Source organism: Brevibacillus sp. MS2.2 (assembly GCF_013284345.1).
GTDB lineage: Bacteria > Bacillota > Bacilli > Brevibacillales > Brevibacillaceae > Brevibacillus > Brevibacillus brevis_C.
This window is the reverse complement of sequence record NZ_JABSUZ010000002.1, coordinates 249,518-268,230: the sequence shown is the minus strand read 5'-3', so window position 1 is coordinate 268,230 and position 18,713 is coordinate 249,518. Positions and strand designations below refer to the sequence as shown.

Annotated in this window: 14 protein-coding genes; 11 read left to right on the top strand and 3 right to left on the bottom strand. The window is 48.5% G+C overall.

Annotation, left to right across the window (positions count from 1 at the left end; all coding sequences use genetic code 11):
• Positions 1-30 precede the first annotated feature (30 nt).
• Positions 31-1,731: a DUF4179 domain-containing protein gene (locus HP568_RS02825; RefSeq protein WP_173628259.1), complete on the bottom strand. Its 1,701-nt coding sequence runs from the start codon at positions 1,729-1,731 to the stop codon at positions 31-33.
• Complete coding sequence (locus tag HP568_RS02820) at positions 1,728-2,285, bottom strand: RNA polymerase sigma factor (RefSeq protein ID WP_048031122.1); 558 nt, start codon at positions 2,283-2,285, stop codon at positions 1,728-1,730. Before HP568_RS02820 ends, HP568_RS02825 begins: the two co-directional genes overlap by 4 nt.
• 497 nt (positions 2,286-2,782) lie before the next feature.
• On the opposite strand from HP568_RS02820, the gene HP568_RS02815 reads away from it, so the two are divergent.
• From HP568_RS02815 to mglC, 9 genes are all read left to right on the top strand, one after another.
• Positions 2,783-3,937, top strand: coding sequence for a HesA/MoeB/ThiF family protein (locus HP568_RS02815; RefSeq protein ID WP_173628258.1), 1,155 nt, complete (start codon positions 2,783-2,785; stop codon positions 3,935-3,937).
• Between the two features lie 36 nt (positions 3,938-3,973).
• Positions 3,974-5,212 carry a PqqD family protein gene (locus HP568_RS02810; protein ID WP_173628257.1) on the top strand — a complete coding sequence of 413 codons (1,239 nt, stop codon included), beginning with the start codon at positions 3,974-3,976 and terminating at the stop codon, positions 5,210-5,212.
• A 75-nt stretch (positions 5,213-5,287) separates the two neighbouring features.
• On the top strand, positions 5,288-5,773 hold the full coding sequence (locus HP568_RS02805) for a tetratricopeptide repeat protein (protein WP_173628256.1): 486 nt from the start codon (positions 5,288-5,290) through the stop codon (positions 5,771-5,773).
• 69 nt (positions 5,774-5,842) lie between these two features.
• Positions 5,843-7,447: a response regulator gene (locus tag HP568_RS02800; RefSeq protein ID WP_173628255.1), complete on the top strand. Its 1,605-nt coding sequence runs from the start codon at positions 5,843-5,845 to the stop codon at positions 7,445-7,447.
• Between the two features lie 3 nt (positions 7,448-7,450).
• Complete coding sequence (locus HP568_RS02795; RefSeq protein ID WP_173628254.1) at positions 7,451-9,220, top strand: cache domain-containing sensor histidine kinase; 1,770 nt, start codon at positions 7,451-7,453, stop codon at positions 9,218-9,220.
• On the top strand, positions 9,217-10,203 hold the full coding sequence (locus HP568_RS02790) for a substrate-binding domain-containing protein (RefSeq protein ID WP_173628253.1): 987 nt from the start codon (positions 9,217-9,219) through the stop codon (positions 10,201-10,203). The genes HP568_RS02795 and HP568_RS02790 overlap by 4 nt, the downstream gene beginning before the upstream one ends.
• A 125-nt stretch (positions 10,204-10,328) precedes the next feature.
• Entirely contained in the window at positions 10,329-11,375 is a 1,047-nt protein-coding gene (locus HP568_RS02785; RefSeq protein ID WP_048031129.1) for a galactose ABC transporter substrate-binding protein, read from the top strand.
• An 83-nt stretch (positions 11,376-11,458) separates the two neighbouring features.
• Positions 11,459-12,976, top strand: coding sequence for a sugar ABC transporter ATP-binding protein (locus HP568_RS02780; RefSeq protein WP_173628252.1), 1,518 nt, complete (start codon positions 11,459-11,461; stop codon positions 12,974-12,976).
• Positions 12,977-12,994: 18 nt separating this feature from the next.
• Complete coding sequence (gene mglC / locus HP568_RS02775; RefSeq protein ID WP_056494872.1) at positions 12,995-14,014, top strand: galactose/methyl galactoside ABC transporter permease MglC; 1,020 nt, start codon at positions 12,995-12,997, stop codon at positions 14,012-14,014.
• Between the two features lie 160 nt (positions 14,015-14,174).
• On the opposite strand, the gene HP568_RS02770 is transcribed toward mglC, so the two are convergent.
• A complete protein-coding gene (locus tag HP568_RS02770; RefSeq protein ID WP_173628303.1) occupies positions 14,175-15,224 on the bottom strand; it encodes a DUF418 domain-containing protein in 1,050 nt (349 codons plus the stop codon).
• A 196-nt stretch (positions 15,225-15,420) separates the two neighbouring features.
• Here HP568_RS02770 and HP568_RS02765 point away from each other — a divergent pair, with 196 nt between their 5' ends.
• Together HP568_RS02765 and pcrA are read left to right on the top strand one after the other, a co-directional pair.
• Positions 15,421-16,221 (top strand): VanW family protein, encoded by an 801-nt coding sequence (locus HP568_RS02765; protein WP_173628251.1) that lies wholly within the window; start codon positions 15,421-15,423, stop codon positions 16,219-16,221.
• Between the two features lie 101 nt (positions 16,222-16,322).
• Positions 16,323-18,668 (top strand): DNA helicase PcrA, encoded by a 2,346-nt coding sequence (pcrA, locus tag HP568_RS02760; RefSeq protein WP_173628250.1) that lies wholly within the window; start codon positions 16,323-16,325, stop codon positions 18,666-18,668.
• The last annotated feature ends 45 nt before the right edge of the window (positions 18,669-18,713 follow it).

Sequence of the window (18,713 nt, the reverse complement as noted above, 5' to 3'; positions counted from 1 at the left end):
GATTGGGCGAGGTGGTTTTTCATGTCTGCTTTAGTTTTTCAAGGGAAGGGTTACGCTCCAGTCGACATCTTTGTTTTCTATCAATTGCTCTTTAATTGTAAAAGTCAGTTCTTTCGGGATAGCTTTCAGATCTTTCACCAAATCGAGTGGACCGCTCAAGACAATATTGCCTTTTGCATCTCTTGTGAGTGAGCCTTCGAAATAGCCGATGTATTTATTGCCATTTTCATCAACTGCTACAAATTTATTTACGTCCGCAACACCTGGTGCCAAGGTTGCATCCAGTTGCATCGTTGCATTCATTCTCTTCTCGTTCCGAATCGTTTCTTCTTTTACCGTAAAATTCGAGAAGGTGAACACGTTTCCATCATGTTCTGTTGTGACGGGCTTGTTTTTCATCTCATCAATGGACAGCTTTTGCTCAAAGTCTGCGGGAGTGGTTTGATAGGTCGCTCCCACTCTAAAGGTCAGGTCTTTATCCGTTGGCAAGGAGTGAAATGTGAGAAAGTTAACGATTTTGCCTGTAGGTGAGTCATCGACAATACGGACATCATAGTTTCTGGCTACATTTTTGTAATATGGCTGCGGGTACCTCTCCTTGTTCCCTCGGTCCATTTCGCTCCATTTCGCAAGCACCTCTCCCGTATCATCCACAATTTCATAGGTAAGATCCTGAGAGGTATACTCTGCCAAGGTGTTCTCGATGACGAATTCAATCTGGCCTGGTGTCACCATGACTTGTTTGAGATCAATCAATTCGCCATTTGGAGCAGTGTATTGTTTATGGATGGGAACAATTTTTGTGTCTTTTTTCGCTTTGGAAATGTCAATCGGAAAGGTAACCTTCCATTTTCCGTCAAGGCCTTCGACATCCTTGATCACAAGATCGATGATCAATTCATCTGGAATCTCGCTCGTATCACTAAAAAACGTTTGGATGGGACGACTGAGCATAACTAGCTCGCTCTGTCCTTTTACTGATATCAAATCATTATGCCCGTTTTGAAATTCCTCATCGTAGTTTGTATACGTCTTGCCATCCTTATCTGTTATTTTCAATTCATAGGATGTACCTTCGTCCTGCAAAACACGAGAGAACAGATCCTCAATTGGTTTTCCATTCTGATCCTTGATGGTAAATAGAATTCTGACATCCCTTGAGTCCGCCATGACTTCTTTTACTTCAAGGGTCATTCCATTATCGACAGCTTTCAGATCCACTTTTTTGTTATAGCCTTCTTGAAGGCCACGTTGGATGAGGAGGTTTGTGGAGGCTAGTGTTTCAAAAAGGCTGCTCTCTTGCGTCTGCTTCATCTGAGGTTTGATGGTAGAGGCATACAAACCATGTACATATGTTGCAAAAGAAGGGGAGGTAAGTGTTCCAAAATAGACGACTGCTGCTATTCCTGCTACGGCGATCGTTGCTTTTTTCATGATATCCAGACTCCTTTTTTTCCAATTGATTTTTTTTTGTAATTTTTGTCTTTCTGAGCGTTTCAGAACGTGTATAGGGTAAGGGGGAAGATTTGCCATGATGTCATGAATAACTGCTTCGGACGGTTCGGCTGTCGCCAGTGATTCTTCCGGGTCCTCCAGCTCATCCAGCTCCTGCTTCAACTTACGCTGGCAATGACGGCATTCTTCCAAATGGGCGGCCATGACCTCGGCTTCCTCTGGCTCAAGAAGGTCGTATAGATACAAAGCAATTTGCCCTTTATCTAAGCATTTCATAGATGAAAGTCCCCCCTTTGCCCTGCATGCCCGATTGCTTCCCTGAGCTTGTCTTTTCCACGAGACAGGCGCGTCCGCACAGTACTCGACGGAATCGACAGTCGATGGCTGATTTCCTCACAACTCAATGATTCGAAGTAGCGCATTTCGAGGACGATCCGATACTTTTCTTCGACGGACATCATCCTTTGACGCAACAGGCGCTGACCCTCCTTATTCAGAAAGGCAACCTCCGGTGTATGGCTATCCACTGGTTCGATCTCTTCGCTGGCGGTGAGCTGCTGCTTTCGCTTGCGCTTACGCAGCTCGTCCAGACAGTGGTTGGCTGCTATCCGGTACAACCATGCAGAAAAATCGTAGTTTGTTTTATATTCTGGTAAATGGTAGTACGTCTTGATGAAAATTTCCTGCACGATATCTTGGGCATCTGGTGTGTGTCCCAGCATTTTACGAAGAATGGAACTTACTTTTCCGTGGTATCTGGAAATGATCTCGGAGTAGGAGTCTTTGTTTCCTTGCAAGACCCGCCCGATGATCACTCGATCTTCCTCCATTTGTGCTCCCCCTAGGCAAAAAAGGCTCGCTGCGCAGCTTTTCCTTTTTTGATCAAACAAAAGTGGTCTTGGTGAAATTTTCCTATTACATACTAGTACTACGAATCCCAAAAGGAAAGCGTCCCAAAATCAGGGCGATTTTCCAAAAACGATATAAATCTTTTCCAAAAAGAAGGAACTTTAAGAATTTTAATAGAAAATGGAAGGAAAATCCTATTGCGTACGAAATAAATAGTCGAATATTACCAAAATATATAATATTTTGCTAATATTTGTAGATTTCTGTAAATTCATGAAATATAATGAACTTGTCTTCATTTTCGATCATAGAGAGGAGGAACTATCCATGAAAATCCAAGCGAAAAAAGTTGAAAGCGTTCGCACTACTGCAGTAGCAGCTTAATTCTCTTAAGAAGAGGGGGAGTAGCACACGAGCTATTCCCTTTTTTCATCTAAAATGAGCCGGGTTAGCGAACCCCACCATTGGGAGGAGTTTTATGGAACGTCGTCCTTTATTTAAACCAGTGCATCCCGTCTATGAAGTGACAGAGCAGATGATCCGCTTGGGGGAGGCTCCTGGCTATACCTTCGAATTGGAAGACGAGAATGGGTCCATCCGCAAGATGATCAAACTGATGGATGGCACTCGTACTGTCGGTGACATACATACATTATTGGTTGTCGATTACCCTGAAATTACGTATGAAGAAATATCGGAAGCAGTGGAATCACTGAGTGGCTTGGGCTTCCTGATGGATCAGGCGAAGGAAGAGGCTTCCGTCCTGACTTCGGAACAAAAGGAAAGATATAAAGCGAATATCCGTTACTTCTCCTTGTTTACCGATCTCAATCAAAGTCCAAGCGAGCTACAGGAACAGGTAAGTAGAAAAAAAGTGACGATCTTAGGGATGGGTGCCTTTGGCTCTACGCTACTGGTCAATCTGGTAGGAGCCGGAATCCAGCATATCAAGCTCGTGGATTTTGATAGAGTAGAGCTCAGCAATTTGAACAGGCAAATGGTCTTTAACGAGCGTGATATTGGTCGCTTGAAGGTGGAAGCGGCACGTGATTTCATCGGAAGGCTTCATTCTGACGTATTGATTGAAACGGAGACGATGCAAATCAAGTCCAGCGAAGACGTGGAGCGGGTTATTGCCGGTAGTGACCTCGTGATGCTTGCAGCCGATCAGCCCTTTTTCTTTTTGCAGAGATGGGTGAATCATGCCTGCACCAAGCTGCAAATCCCGTTCATTGCTGGTGGATTCAACCTCATCGAAGGACAGTTCTTCATGGTAGAACCGGGCAAGACAGGCTGTATCGACTGCATGCATTTGCATCGTTCTAGACAGATTGAGGACTATCCGCAGTTGATCCAAAGGCTGCTCGATACCAACTTTATTCTGCCTACCGCCACCATTGCGCCTAACACCATGATGATTACGGGAATGATGGCTTCCGATGCAATCAGGTATTTGACAGGAATTGCTCCGGTACAATCTGCGGGCAAATTTATCATTTTCGATTTCAACACGTTGGAAAAGAGCGTGTTTTTTGAGTGGGAGCGAAATGAAGCCGAATGCCCGACTTGCGGAGGTGGCAGCGGAGCGGAGCCGATTTTTCATATCAAGAGAAGTGAAGTGCTCGCAAAGTAAAGAGTCGTTCCTGTAAGAGAGGAAGGTGTCTGTCAATTGAATATCTCGGGAGATAGCATTCTCAAGATGCACCCGCTTGCGCGACGGGCGGAAAACGAGGAAGAGATCCTCATTGGGCGAACGGATATCAGCAATTTCATCGTGCTTCCGGCCATTGGTGTCGAGATCATCGATATGCTGGATGAAGGGAAGAGCATCAATGAAGTCGCGACGATCATGGAAGAACAGTTGGGCAAACCGATAGATGTGCTTGACTTTGCTCAGGATTTAATTGCTTCCTATCAATTTGTGTATATGGCAGATGGAGAAGTTGTCAACGAACCAGTACCAGTAGTGGATCATTTCTCTTGGATCAAGCAGGGTACGGGTCAGTTTTTCTTTAACCGTGTTGCCTTTGGATTATACGGTATCTTATTTGTCACAGGTCTTTTGATTTGTGTGTTTACGGGCAAGTATATCCCGGTCTATTCCGATATTTTTGTTTCTTCTTCCGTGACGGTTTCGGTAGTGGTTTCTTTTTTGGCCACGTGGGTTTTTCTGTTTTTCCATGAGATGGCCCACTTGATGGCGGCTCGATCATTGGGGATCGGTAGTCGTATCGGTCTGGGGCATCGACTTGTTTTTGCCGTAGCAGAGACGAATATGTCCAATATTGTTCTCGTTGAGCCACAGCGCAGATACAGGGCGTTTTTGGCGGGAATGTCCTGGGATGCGATGTTTATGGGAATCGGTGTGATTCTGTTGTTTGCCAATGATCAAGGCTGGTTGACGCTTGTGCCCTTCATGGAAGCATTCATTCGTATGCTGAATGTGATCCTGCTCATGGCTTTGGCCTTTCAGTTCATGGTTTTCATGCAGACCGACTTGTATTACGTGTTGGCAACCAAGTTCCACTGCTCCAATCTGATGGTGAATACACGCCTGTTTCTAAAAGCGAAATTCCGTTCCTTGACGCAGGATGAGCAGGAGGAATGGGAGTACGTAGCCGACCATGAGAAAAGAGTCATCCGCTGGTATAGCTGGGTCTACTTGATTGGATCGGTGTGGGGAATCTGGTTCTTTGTCCAGTATCAGCTACGCATGGCGGTTGATTTCATTTGGATTATCGCCGACGATATGAAAAACGCTCCGCTTCACTCGTGGGAGTTTTGGGACGGCATCCTGTTGATCCTGTTGGTTCTGGTTCCGTTTCTCATTTTGGGCTGGTCGTGGATGAGAGCCTATCGACAACAGAGAAGCGAAAGAGAGCGAGCAAAATCCTTGCAAGGCACATAATTTGCGTCTTCACCTTGCCAAGCTGTCCTGTTACGCTAGGGGGAAGAGAGATACCGAGGCAAAGGAAGTGCTCACATGAACCCGATGATCCAAAATATTATTCATCTGCGAAAAGAGGGGCATCTGGACGAAGCGATCCAGCTTGCCCTTCAGCTCGTTAGCCAATCCCCGACTGATCCTGTCGCCCATTATCAATGTGCGTGGTGCCACGACGCAGCCGGAATGGAGAAGGAAGCCGTTCCCTTTTACGAAAAAGCGATTGAGCTCGGACTGTCTGTCGAAGAAGACCTGCAAGGGGCATTACTCGGTCTGGGCAGTACGTATCGCACGCTGGGACAATACGAGCAGGCAGCAGCTACGCTCGCGAAGGGGATGCAGCAGTTCCCCGATGATCGTTCCTTTCCGATTTTTCTTTCCATGGCGTATTACAATCTCGGGAAGCACCACGAAGCTATGAATCTCCTCCTGAAAAACCTCGCAGAAACCTCAAGCGATCCTACGATTTTGGCCTATCAAAAAGCGATTCTGTTCTATGCAGATGACCTGAATAAGACGTGGTAGCGCCATACCTTTCCATTTGCAGGAAAACAGTCGCCTCCCGTTGTACAAGTACAACAGCGGGAGGTGCCTATGTATAAGCTGATATTGGTAGATGACGAAGAAGATGTAAGAGAAGGGGTTAGCCAAGAAATTGACTGGCATAGCCACGGATACGAGGTGGTTGCCAAAGCAGAAAACGGCAGAGAGGCATTGGAACTGGTTGAGAGACTGCGGCCGGACGTCGTCGTAACCGACATCAAGATGCCCTTTATGAACGGACTTCAGTTGGCGGAGTCCATCGGGCGCGAGTTCCCTGCCATTCGTATCGTTATCCTGACTGGGTTTGATGAGTTCGAGTACGCGCAAAAGGCCGTGAAGCTGCAAATTGATGAATATGTGCTCAAGCCGTTTTCCGCGAGCGAACTGATGGAAGCACTGGATAAGGTCAAGAGACGGATGGATGAAGAGGCGGCCCATCGGGAAAACGTTCAGTTACTGCGCGATAGCTATCGAAAAAGCTTGCCGGTTTTACGGGAAGTTTTTTTATCATCTTTGTTGAGTCGTCAGCTCGTACAGAACGATGTTTTTTCAAAAGCCTGCGAATACGGGATAGAGCTCAGGAGTCCCGAATATCTCGTGGCGGTCATCTGTGTAGACCAGCCCAAGCAGGAGGAGCAGCAGCTTTTTCTTTTCGCTGTGAAAAATATTGCAGAAGAGCAGTTGAACGCAGGAAAACAGGCGGGAATCGTTTTTCTCCATGAAGATCAGGTTGTACTGCTCATGCGAACAAAAGTAGACGACACGCAGCGAATAGAAGTGCGAACACAAAATATCGCAGAAGAAATCAGGCGAACGATTGAAAAATATATGAGCATCACGGTAACGATCGGAATTGGCAACGTCGTGACCGATATAGCGGCACTCCCTTACTCGTATGAGGACGCCATGCAGGCACTCGATTACAAAAGCATCCTCGGCTGCAACAGGATGATTGTGATCCAAGATGTGGAAAAGCAAGCGAGTGAGCAAATACGCCTCGATGAGAGAAGGGAGTATGAATTGGTTCGGTGCATCAAAATGGGGACGAGTGCGGAGCTTCGGAACGTGATTGATGAATTGTTTGATCAGGTGGAGGGTGTACCCGTATCCCTCGAGGACTACCGAATTTATTTGTTGGAGATTATGACGACCATTTTGAAGACTGCCCATCGTGCCGAAGTTGACATGGATCAACTGTTTGGCGGACAACGTTATCTGTTGCAGGTCATGACGACTTTTACCGGTATGGAGGATGCCCGAGAACAGATCACAGATATTTGTGAGCGCCTCATGGCGAGTATCGCAAGCGGACGGCAAACGACGTACAGGCGATTGATCACACAGGCATTGGACTACACCCACGCGCATTATCATTCTCCCGATATATCCATCCACAAGGTGTGCGAACATCTGCACATCAGCCTCGGTTATTTTAGCGGTATTTTCAAGAAAGAGACGAAAACCACCTTTGTGTCCTATCTCCTGTCATTGCGCATGGAAAAGGCCAAGGAGCTTTTGCGGACGACCGATTTGAAGTCCTTTGAAATCGCGGAGAAAGTCGGATATACCGATCCCAATTACTTTAGTTTCAGCTTTCGCAAGTATGCAGGTATGTCCGCCAAAGAGTACCGAAGTCAGAGCGAGCAGGAAGGCTAACCGATGAAACGATTGCTCGCGGTGATCAAGGTCAAAGGCATTCAATTTATCATTACCACTTCCTTTACACTCGTGACGGTACTCGTCATGCTGTTTGTCGGGGTGATGCTGTACGGAAAATTTGCGCAGACGGCAGAGCAAAACGCCTATCTGCACACGCAGCAAATCCTGGAGCAGGTGAAATACAATCTGGACAGCTATTTGAATGGGATGACGCAAATTTTCGAACTCGTCGATGACAAGATCAGAAGAAGCAAGGGACTCACGGCAGACAAGCTGAGCGAACAGCTTGAGACCATCGTAGAAACGAGAAAGGATATCGTCTCCATTGCGGTTTTTACACGAGACGGAACGTTATTGGCCACAACTCCTTCCAAAATACTGAGGAGTAACACTCGTTTGACGGAACAGAGCTGGTTCCAGAAGGCGATCGAGGACCCGACGAACCTGTCCTTTTCGCTCCCGCATATCCAGAACTTGTTTAAAGGGGAGTACACCTGGGTCGTCTCGATGAGTCGGGAAATTCTTCTCCACGGACCTGATGGAGAAATTCCTGCCGTACTTTTAGTCGATGTGAATTTCAAGGAGATCGATGACCTCTGTCAGAGAGTGGGCTTGGGGAAAAAGGGGTACGTCTACATCATCGATTTGGTCGGAAACATCGTCTATCATCCGCAGCAGCAGTTGATTTACGCAGGATTGAAAAATGAAAACCGTTCCTTGCCGCTGAAGCATTCCTACGGCAGCTATGTAGAAGAGACGCAGGATGAAACGCGTTTGATCACTATCAAGACGATTGATCAGCTAGGCTGGAAAATCATTGGGGTGTCCTACATGGACGAGATTGTCACGACCAAAAAAGAAATCAGTCGCTTCATTTTTTGGCTGCTCATCTTTGTGATAGTTATTGTGTTGTTCGTACTGCACTATCTTTCTGCGAAAATATCACGACCGATCAAGCTGCTGGAGCGGTCCATGGAAAGGGTGGAGCAGGGAGACTTTTCGGAGAGTGAACCGATCCGGGGAAGCCATGAGGTCGAACAGCTTTCCTTGCGTTTTCATCTGATGGTCGCGAAGGTCAGGGAATTGATGCACCAGATCATTCGGGAACAGGAAGCCAAACGAAAAAGCGAGCTGGAGGTGCTACAGGCACAGATCAATCCGCATTTTCTATACAACACGTTGAACTCTGTGGTCAGAATGGTCGGCAACGGAAAAAACGAGGATGTCATCACCACGATTACCTCGTTGTCAAAGCTGTTTCGGATTAGCCTGAGCAGAGGAAAGAACATTATCACGGTGCGCGAAGAGCTCGAGCATGTGCGTCATTATCTTATTATTCAAAAAATGAGGTACAAGCAAAAATTTGAGTACGAGATCGTGGTCGAGAATGAGGATGAGGATGAGGTGCTCAACTGTCTGACCCTGAAATTACTGCTCCAGCCGATTGTGGAAAACGCTATCTACCACGGGATTGAGCATTTGGCTGATCCGGGCCGAATTCGCATATTGGCAGCAATCATCGACGGCAAGGTGTTACTTCAGGTAAGCGACAATGGATTGGGCATGTCCCCTGATGTTCTCGCACAAGTAAAAGCTGGCTTTTACAAAAGCGAAGAAGGCACGGGCGTCGGGATTCAAAATGTGCAGGAACGCATCCGCTTGACCTTCGGCGAACAGTACGGTTTGGAAATCGAGAGCGAACAGGAAGAGGGGACTGTTGTGCGTGTGTGGATTCCGCGCCAGGTTGCAGAGGAGCGAGATCGTTTATGAGGACAGCAGCGGTAAAACGTTTGAGCGTATACGGGTTGGTCGCTTTGGCAGCGGTGACGCTTTTTTACTCGTGCAGTGCTCCGCTTACGGATGGGGAAGTAGACAAGAAAAAGACAGTGGCGCTGATCGTCCGTATGAAGCACGGTGATTATTGGCGAACGGTCAAGCTCGGGGCGGAGATGGCTGCCAAGGAATATGAGCGTAACCTGAATTTTTACGCGCCGGACTATGAGGAGGATGCCAGTAGGCAAATGGAGCTGGTGCAGCAGGCAATCGCAGATGGCTCCGAGACAATCGTGGTGGCACCTAGTGACGATCGAGTTTTGCGAGAAGCCATCAAGCTGACAAGAGAGCGGGCCATCCCGATTCTTGTACTCGACACAGTCGGAAAAGATTCAGCCGTCAAAAGCTACATTGGGACAGATAACTACGATATGGGCATGAAGGCATTCGAAAAAATGGTGTACCTGATTGAAAAAAAGGGACAAATCGCATTGCTCGGTACAGATCGGGTAAAGACGAATGCCAAACGAAGAGAGCAGGGCGTCCTCGATTTGCTACCACGGGAAACGCAGATTGAACTGATTGCGAACGAAAATGTTCCCTTGGATAAAAAGCAGATCGGTGAGTGGACACGCGAATTGATCCGCAAGCATCCGCAGGTGAAGGGAGTGATTGCACTCGATGCTAGTACTGCGATCGGTGTGGCCGAGGAAATGGAAAACTGCGGGCTGCGGGACAAAGTAAAGATTGTAGCAATCGACAGTCCGCCTGAAGTGCTGGAGTATTTGCAGGAAGGAATCATTTCCGCGACGATCATCCAGAAGCCGCTATCGATGGGATATCTCGGCGTCAAGTACGCAGTCGAAGCGAGCAACGGAGAAGCAGTGCCCAGTCTGGTCGACACGGGAACAAAAGTAATCGATCGGGAGAATATGTTCTGGTCGGAGAATCAAAAGCTCCTCTTCCCTTTCGTAAAATAAGCCACCGAAAAACAGATGAGAATTTTGATAAAAATGCGCAGGATTTTCGATGGAAGACATTTGGGAAAACGCTTACATTTGGTGTATATCAGATGTAAACATAGGGGATAAAGGGGGATTATCGAATGAGAAAGCTGATTGCCACTACACTGGTGGCCGCTGTTACACTCTCGGTGGTTGGATGCTCACAATCAGGCGGTTCGCAGCCGACAGCTTCGGGGGGAGGAGCTGCTCCTGCGGGGAATCCCAAAATCGGAGTCGCCATCTACAAGTTCGATGATACGTTCATGACGGGAGTGCGCAATGCGATTTCGAAGGCCGCGGAGGGCAAAGCGGAAGTGGACGTTGTAGACAGCCAAAATGCCCAGCCTACGCAAAATGACAAAGTGGATTTGTTCATTAACAAAAAGGTAAATGCCCTCGCCATCAATCCGGTGGATCGCACGGCTGCTGGCGTCCTTATCGACAAGGCGAAGCAAGCCAATATTCCTGTCGTCTTCTTCAACCGTGAGCCGATGCCAGAGGATATGCAGAAGTGGGATAAGGTCTACTACGTGGGAGCAAAAGCGGAGGAATCCGGCACGATCTCTGGGCAGTTGATTGTCGATTATTGGAAGGCAAATCCGGAAGCAGATAAAAACAAGGATGGCGTCCTCCAATACGTCATGTTAAAAGGCGAGCCAGGGCATCAGGATGCTGAGCTGCGGACGAAGTTTTCGGTGAAGGCGATTGAAGATGCAGGGATTAAAGTAGAGAAGGTCGCCGAAGATACGGCCATGTGGGATCGCGTAAAAGGGCAGGAAAAGATGGCCGCCTTCCTCGCAGCTTCCGGTGACAAGATCGAAGCCGTTCTTGCCAACAACGACGATATGGCACTGGGGGCAATCGAAGCGCTGAAGGCATCCGGCTACTTTGCCAATGGCAAGTACATGCCCGTTGTTGGCGTGGATGCCACAGCGCCTGCACTGAAGGAGCTAGAGGCGGGAACCTTGCTCGGAACGGTCCTCAACGATGCGAATAACCAGGGAAAAGCAACGCTTAGCATCGCGGCGTCTTTGGCGAAGGGTGAAACGCCAACGAAAGATTCCACAGGCTTTGACATTACGGACGGCAAGTACGTATGGGTGCCCTACAAAAAAATCACCAAGGAGAACATGAACGACGCGAAATAAGAAGCAGGAGAGTCGGTGAAGAGACGAATCCGACTCTCCTGTTTCAGTGATGGGGATGATTTTGCAAAAAGGAGGGCATTCACATGGGCCAGCATGCGTTTTTGTTGGAAATGAACCACATTTATAAAGAATTTCCGGGGGTCAAGGCACTCGATGATGTCACGCTACAAGTCCGTCCCGGAACAGTCCATGCACTGATGGGAGAGAATGGAGCAGGCAAATCCACCCTGATGAAGTGTCTCTTCGGAATTTATCGGCCAGATGCGGGGGAAATCGTATTAAACAATGAGCGGGTGACGATGAGCAGTTCAAAGGACGCGCTGGGACACGGCATCTCCATGATTCATCAAGAGCTGCATCCGGTGCCCTTTCGCAATGTCATGGAAAACATATGGCTAGGACGTTTTCCTGTCAAAAGAATCGGGCCTTTTCCGTTTGTGGATGAGAAAAAAATGCTTGTGGATACAAAGAAGCTGTTTGCTGATCTGGGGATGGACCTGAATCCGCACGCTGTTGTCCGTGACTTGTCTGTATCCAAGGTACAGTCGCTTGAAATTGCCAAAGCTGTCTCCTACCAATCCAAAGTGATCATTATGGACGAACCGACGTCTTCCCTGACGGGTAACGAGGTGGAGCAGCTATTTGCGATCATCCGCGAGCTGAAGAGCAGAGGTGTCGCCATCATCTATATTTCACACAAGATGGAAGAAATTTTGCGGATTGCGGATGACGTAACGATCATGCGCGATGGCAAGCTCATTGGAACATGGCGTGCAGCCGAGCTGACGACAGATCTGATCATTTCCAAAATGGTCGGACGGGACCTGACACAGCGTTTCCCGAGTCGATCCAATATGCCAGGAGAACCGATCTTGAAGGTAGAGGGGCTGAGCTCTCCATTTTCCCAGTCCTTTCAGCACGTGTCGTTTGAATTGCGCAAAGGTGAAATCTTAGGAGTAGGTGGCCTCGTAGGCGCACAACGAACAGAGCTGATTGAGGCATTGTTTGGACTGCGCGCGGTTTCAGCAGGAAAAGTGTCGATCAACGGTCAGGAGGTACGGATCAAATCACCGAAGGATGCGAAGAAATACAAAATGGCGCTCTTGACGGAGGAGCGGCGAGTCACCGGCATCATTCCTGTCTTATCGATTCTGGAAAATACGGTCATTGCGAATTTGGCCAGTTACCAAACACCTTTTCTACTCCTCAATGAACGTAAGCGAAGAGCGGATGTCAGCCGCAGCATTGAGATGCTCCGCGTCAAGACTCCCTCTATGAAAGCTCTGATCAAAAACCTGTCAGGAGGCAATCAGCAAAAGGTTCTGCTGGCGCGGTGGCTCTTGACTGATCCGGATATTTTATTGCTGGACGAACCTACGCGTGGAGTCGATGTCGGCGCCAAATACGAAATCTATACCATCATCGCGGAGCTGGCGAGCCAGGGAAAAGGCATCATCATGATTTCCTCGGAAATGCCGGAGTTGCTGGGAATGTCAGATCGAATCATGGTCATGTGCGAGGGTAGGCTCTCCGGTTTTTTGTCAGGTACAGCGGCATCCGAAGAAGAGATCATGCGGCTGGCTACCAAGCATCTTGCATGAGAAAGGAGGGGAACAGGCATGTCTTCGTTGTCTGCTAAACAGGTGCAAGGCTTTGTTACGCAAAATGCCATCTATATCGTTCTGGTTTTGTTGATTGCGGGAATCGCGATTTACGATCCCAATTTTCTTTCCATTACAACGCTTCGGGATATTTTGTTGCAATCCTCAACTCGCGCCATTATTGCCTTGGGTGCTGCGTTTGTTTTGATTACAGGCGGAACGGATCTTTCAGCGGGGCGAGTGGTCGGGTTGACGGCTGTCATCTCCGCCTCGATGCTGCAAAGCCAAGACTATCCGCGGAGGTTTTTCCCGGATTTACCCGATTTGCCGTTGCTTATCCCTATTCTCATCGCAATTGCTGCGGGCTTGCTGGTTGGCCTGATAAACGGCATTATTGTGTCTCGTTTTAGTGTGCCCCCTTTTATCGCGACGTTGGGCATGATGGTCATTGTGTACGGGTTCAACTCCATCTATTTTGATATGGAGCCCAATCAATCTCAGCCAATTGCTGGACTGCGCAGTGATTTCAATCAGCTTGGAACCGGGTACATCGGCCCGAGTGGCCCGTATTCGATTCCGTATATCGTTATCATTGCAATCATGGTTGCGTTCATCGTCTGGGTGATCTTCAATAAAACACGGCTTGGAAAAAACATGTACGCCATCGGAGGCAACATGCAGGCCGCCACTGTTTCCGGGATCAACGTCGCTTTCAACCTCATGATTATTTATGCCATTGCTGGTGCTCTGTATGGACTCGGAGGCGTTCTGGAGGCAGCAAGGACTGGTGGCGCGACGAACAACTACGGCAACATGTACGAGCTGGACGCCATTGCAGCCTGTGTGGTAGGTGGAGTCTCGACGTCTGGCGGAATTGGTACCGTTCCAGGTGTGCTGGCGGGTGTCCTTATTTTTGGCGTTATCAACTACGGTCTTACGTTTATCGGAGTCAACCCGTATTGGCAGCTCATCATCAAAGGACTCATCATTGTAGCAGCCGTTGCTTTTGACATTCGCAAATACTTGGCGAAAAAATAAGAAAACCTTTTTCGAGGCTTGCTCAAGGATGAGCGACCGCGTATTGTCGGAATGTTTTCCGTAATATCGGGAGGAAACTCGAAGATGTTTACACTTTCCGATATTATAAAAAGAGACCCCGGATTGGCTGTCAGGCAGCTTTTCTGGGGTCTCTGATTGTTTATTTTCGCAGCGGTGTGATTCTCATATACGTAAATAATCGCCATACCCACTCAAGTGGCCCCATGCGGAAGACAGACAGCCAAAGTACACTAACTACCATTTGCAATACGTAGATACCGAGGCAGATCAGTGTCGTTTGCAGGTAGCCGAGATTGCCAAACCAATCGAACAAATAGCTTCCTACAAGGATCAATACGGTTTGTCCGACGTAGTTTGTCAAAGCCATGCGACCGTAGCTGGTCAGCGGAGAGAGGACGGTCTGGACGGTTTTATTTTGCAGCAGCCGAATCAAGGTCGTCGTGTAAAAAGCAGCCATGACAAGACCTGTGGAGGTCAAGGCAATCGTGTAATTCATCAACTGCTGAAGGGTTTCTTCTGACACGGTATCGTCTACAACCAGATTCGCCCCACCCATTGCCGGATCTGCTGGAGTCAGTCGGTATTGGATAAACAAGCCGATTAACGAAAGGACGAAGGTCACGCCCTGCACTTTTTTAATCACTGGCAAAAATCTCGGAATGTCCTGAAAGACCCCGTACTGCCCGACAGCCAGTCCCAAAATAAACAATGGGAGCACCAAAAGCGCCTTGAAGCCGGTAGCACAGACAGCCATTGATAGAATAAGCCCGATGATCAGATTGGTTCGCGCCTTCAATCGATAAAAAGGCAGCAAGATGAAGCCGAAGATGGCGTAGATGAAAAGTGCTTCGCCAGGGTGAAACATTTTATGCACATAGCCAAGAGCGAGTAGCGCAATCAGACGCCGAATGAACAAAACGGTGCTGTTGGCGCCTTTTGCTTTTGCTCGATTGATGAATATATAGAAGCCCACGCCAAACAAGAAGGAAAAGATCACGAAGAAGCGAGATTCCACAAAGAAATTGAAAAACTGGAACAGCCAGTGGTCCACGCTTCCTATCTCAGGTGTCTGTGCATACAGCAATGCCACGATGTTGACGAGGAGAATGCCCATTAAGGCGAAGCCTCGTACGGTATCTAATGTATCAATTCGTTGATTCATGGTCGGTGCGTTTTCTTTCAATCCCATCACTTCCTTCTCTCGGTGTTCGTCGTCCGATTCGCGCACTTTTCCTATCCTAGCTCATCCGGGGATGGAGGAGAAAGGGCATTTGCTTACGTCTTACTTACAAAAGTGTAAGAAGTGAGGGGATCTCCCGTATTCGACCGCAACTTCATCCCAAATTCATGCGTCTATTGTAATAATCAGGAAGTCGGGGTGCACAATGAAACCGATCGTACGGGGAAAGTGGCGTCTGGCAGCAGGCATGGCCTATTTTCGTTGGAAAAGGTATGTACAATGGACATTTGGTCAAACGAGGTTCGCTCAGGAGAAAAGAAGCGATTTGTTGCGTTATGTCCATTATTCTCATCAAACGATTTTGTTACGCCCTTTGCAGAACGTGGAAATGTGGATGCAGCACAACAAAGTGATCAATTTGCGTCTGGCCATTGCACGACTGAACGGATTGCTCATCCATCCCGGAGAAACCTTTTCGTACTGGAAGCAGATTGGCAAGCCGACCCGTAGCAAAGGCTATGTAGAGGGTATGCTGCTCTCGCAGGGACGCGTCACGGCCGGAGTTGGCGGAGGGCTTTGTCAGCTCTCCAATCTGCTGTACTGGATGACCCTGCATACACCATTGACAATCACGGAACGACATCGTCATAGCTACGATGTTTTTCCCGATTCGAATCGGACACAGCCGTTCGGAAGTGGAGCGACTTGTTTCTATAACTATCTGGATTTGCAAATCGCCAACCGGACGACCCAACCCTTTCAACTGCATGTCTACCTGACCGATACGCATTTGGTAGGGGAATGGCGGTCAGACATGCCATCGACACGGACGTATGTCATTATCGAGAAAGAACATGAGATACATCCATCGATTTGGGGAGGGTATGAACGGAAGAATGAATTGTATCGTGATGTTTATACGCTGGAAGGAGAATGGATGGAGCAAGAATGGCTGACGCAGAATCGGGCTTATTTGATGTACGAGCCATTGTTACCGAAAGGATGATGTTTCCTGTTCGGGATACGAACTGGAACTCCACTGCGATCTGTGCGAAAATAGGAACATATGCTTTCGTCTAGGGAACGTGGAAAGGTGGATTTATACATATGTCTTTTGCAGATCGTATCACAGCAGGACTGAACCCGGAGCAGCGGGAAGCAGTCCTTACAACAGAAGGCCCCGTCTTGATTTTGGCCGGTGCGGGTAGCGGCAAGACCAAAGTACTGACTCAGCGCATCGCATACCTGATCAGTGCCAAACAGGTAGCGCCTTGGAGCATTTTGGCGATCACCTTCACCAACAAGGCAGCGCGGGAGATGCAAAACCGTGTGGCTGCCATAATTGGCGGAGCGGCAGCGCAGGATGCATGGCTGTCGACGTTTCACTCCTTGTGTGTGCGGATTTTGCGCAGGGATATCGACCGACTCGGCATCAATCGCAGCTTTTCCATTTTGGATGCCGGTGACCAGTTGTCTGTCGTCAAGCAATGTTTAAAAGAATTGAACATCGATCCGAAGCAGTATGAGCCGCGTTCGATTTTGGCAGCGATCAGCGGAGCGAAAAATGAGCTGACCGATCCAGAAACGTATACGCGTCTGGCGGGCGATCCATTTGCACAAGTGGCAGCCAAGGTTTACACGGCTTATCAGAAAAAGCTGAGAAACAACCAGTCGCTGGACTTCGATGATCTGATCATGACGACGGTTCGTCTGTTTAAAGAAGTGCCGGAAGTATTGGAGTTTTATCAAAAGAAATTCCGTTACATTCACGTTGACGAGTATCAGGATACGAACCGGGCGCAATACCTTTTGATTTCCATGCTGGCAGACAAGTATCGAAATGTATGCTGCGTGGGGGATGCTGACCAAAGTATTTATAAATGGCGCGGTGCCGACATCTCGATCATTTTAAACTTTGAAAAAGACTATCCTGAAGCCAAGCTCATTAAGCTCGAGCAAAACTATCGCTCCACCAAGACGATTTTGCAGGCGGCGAACCAGGTCATTGCCAACAACAAGCTGCGCAAGGAAAAGAAGCTCTGGACGGAGAATCCGGGCGGCGACAAGATCATGTGCTTCCAGGGTGATTCCGAGCACGATGAGGCGTATTTTATCGTCGATACGATCCGTAAGCAGATGGCACAGTACAAGCGCTATGACAAATTCGCAATCCTGTATCGGACGAATGCACAGTCTCGTGTGGTCGAGGAAGTTTTCATCAAATCGAATATGCCGTACACCATCGTCGGCGGAACCAAGTTCTACGATCGCAAAGAGATCAAGGACATCTTGGCTTATTTGCGTCTCATCTCCAATCCGGATGACGATATCAGCTTGCAGCGCATCATCAACGTACCGAAGCGTAATATCGGGGATACGACAGTAGACAAGCTGCAAGCGTATGCGAACGCAAATGGTCAGTCCCTTTTCCAAGCGATTCAGGAGACGGCTTATATGGGGCTGCCTTCACGTACGACGAATGCGATCCTGTCCTTTAATGATCTCATCTCGAACTTGATGCAAATGACTGATTACTTGAGTGTGACAGAGCTGGTGGAAGAAGTGCTGAAGCGCTCTGGATACCGCGATTCTTTAAAAGAAGAAAAAACGCTGGAAGCACAGGCTCGTCTGGAGAATATCGAGGAGTTCCTGTCTGTAACCCAGGAGTTCGAGCGCAAAAATGAAGACAAGAGCTTGCTGGCCTTCCTGACTGACCTCGCGCTGGTGGCAGACATCGATTCCTTGGGAGACGATGGTGCCCAGGAGGAAGTATCGGCAGAGGGGCAGGTTGTATTAATGACCTTGCACAGCGCCAAAGGGCTGGAGTTCCCTGTCGTGTTCCTGGTTGGTTGTGAGGAAGGTGTCTTCCCGCATAGCCGCTCTTTGTTTGACGATGCCGAGATGGAGGAAGAGCGCCGACTGGCTTACGTGGGAATTACACGAGCGGAGGAGCGTCTGTACATGACATGTGCCCGTATGCGGACGTTGTTTGGACGAACCAATGTGAATGCGCCGTCTCGCTTCCTGCAAGAAATTCCGGCTGAGCTGTTGGAAGGAAATCCAGCGACAGCGGACCGAAGCTTTGGCGGTGGACGCAGCAGTGCATTTGGACAGCGTGATGGCAGTGCATTCGGACGTGACACAGGAGCGAAACCGTTTGGGGCGTCCTCCTCACAAGCAGGCTCTGCTCCGAAATTTGGCATGGGTCAGCGAACCGCAAGCAGCACACCTGCTACATTTACTCGTCCGGCGGGTGAAAAACTGCCTGGACACGGTCAGGGAGCCGGCGTTGATTGGAAGGTTGGCGACAGAGTGGCGCATGGAAAATGGGGCAACGGTACGGTCGTCAAAGTAAAAGGAACGGGTGACGACATGGAGCTCGACATTGCTTTCCCAAGCCCGACTGGCATTAAAAAGCTTTTAGCGAAATTCGCCCCTATTCAAAAAGGATAGTGTGCAAATGCAAATACAGCCAATCGCAAATGTAAAGGATGAACG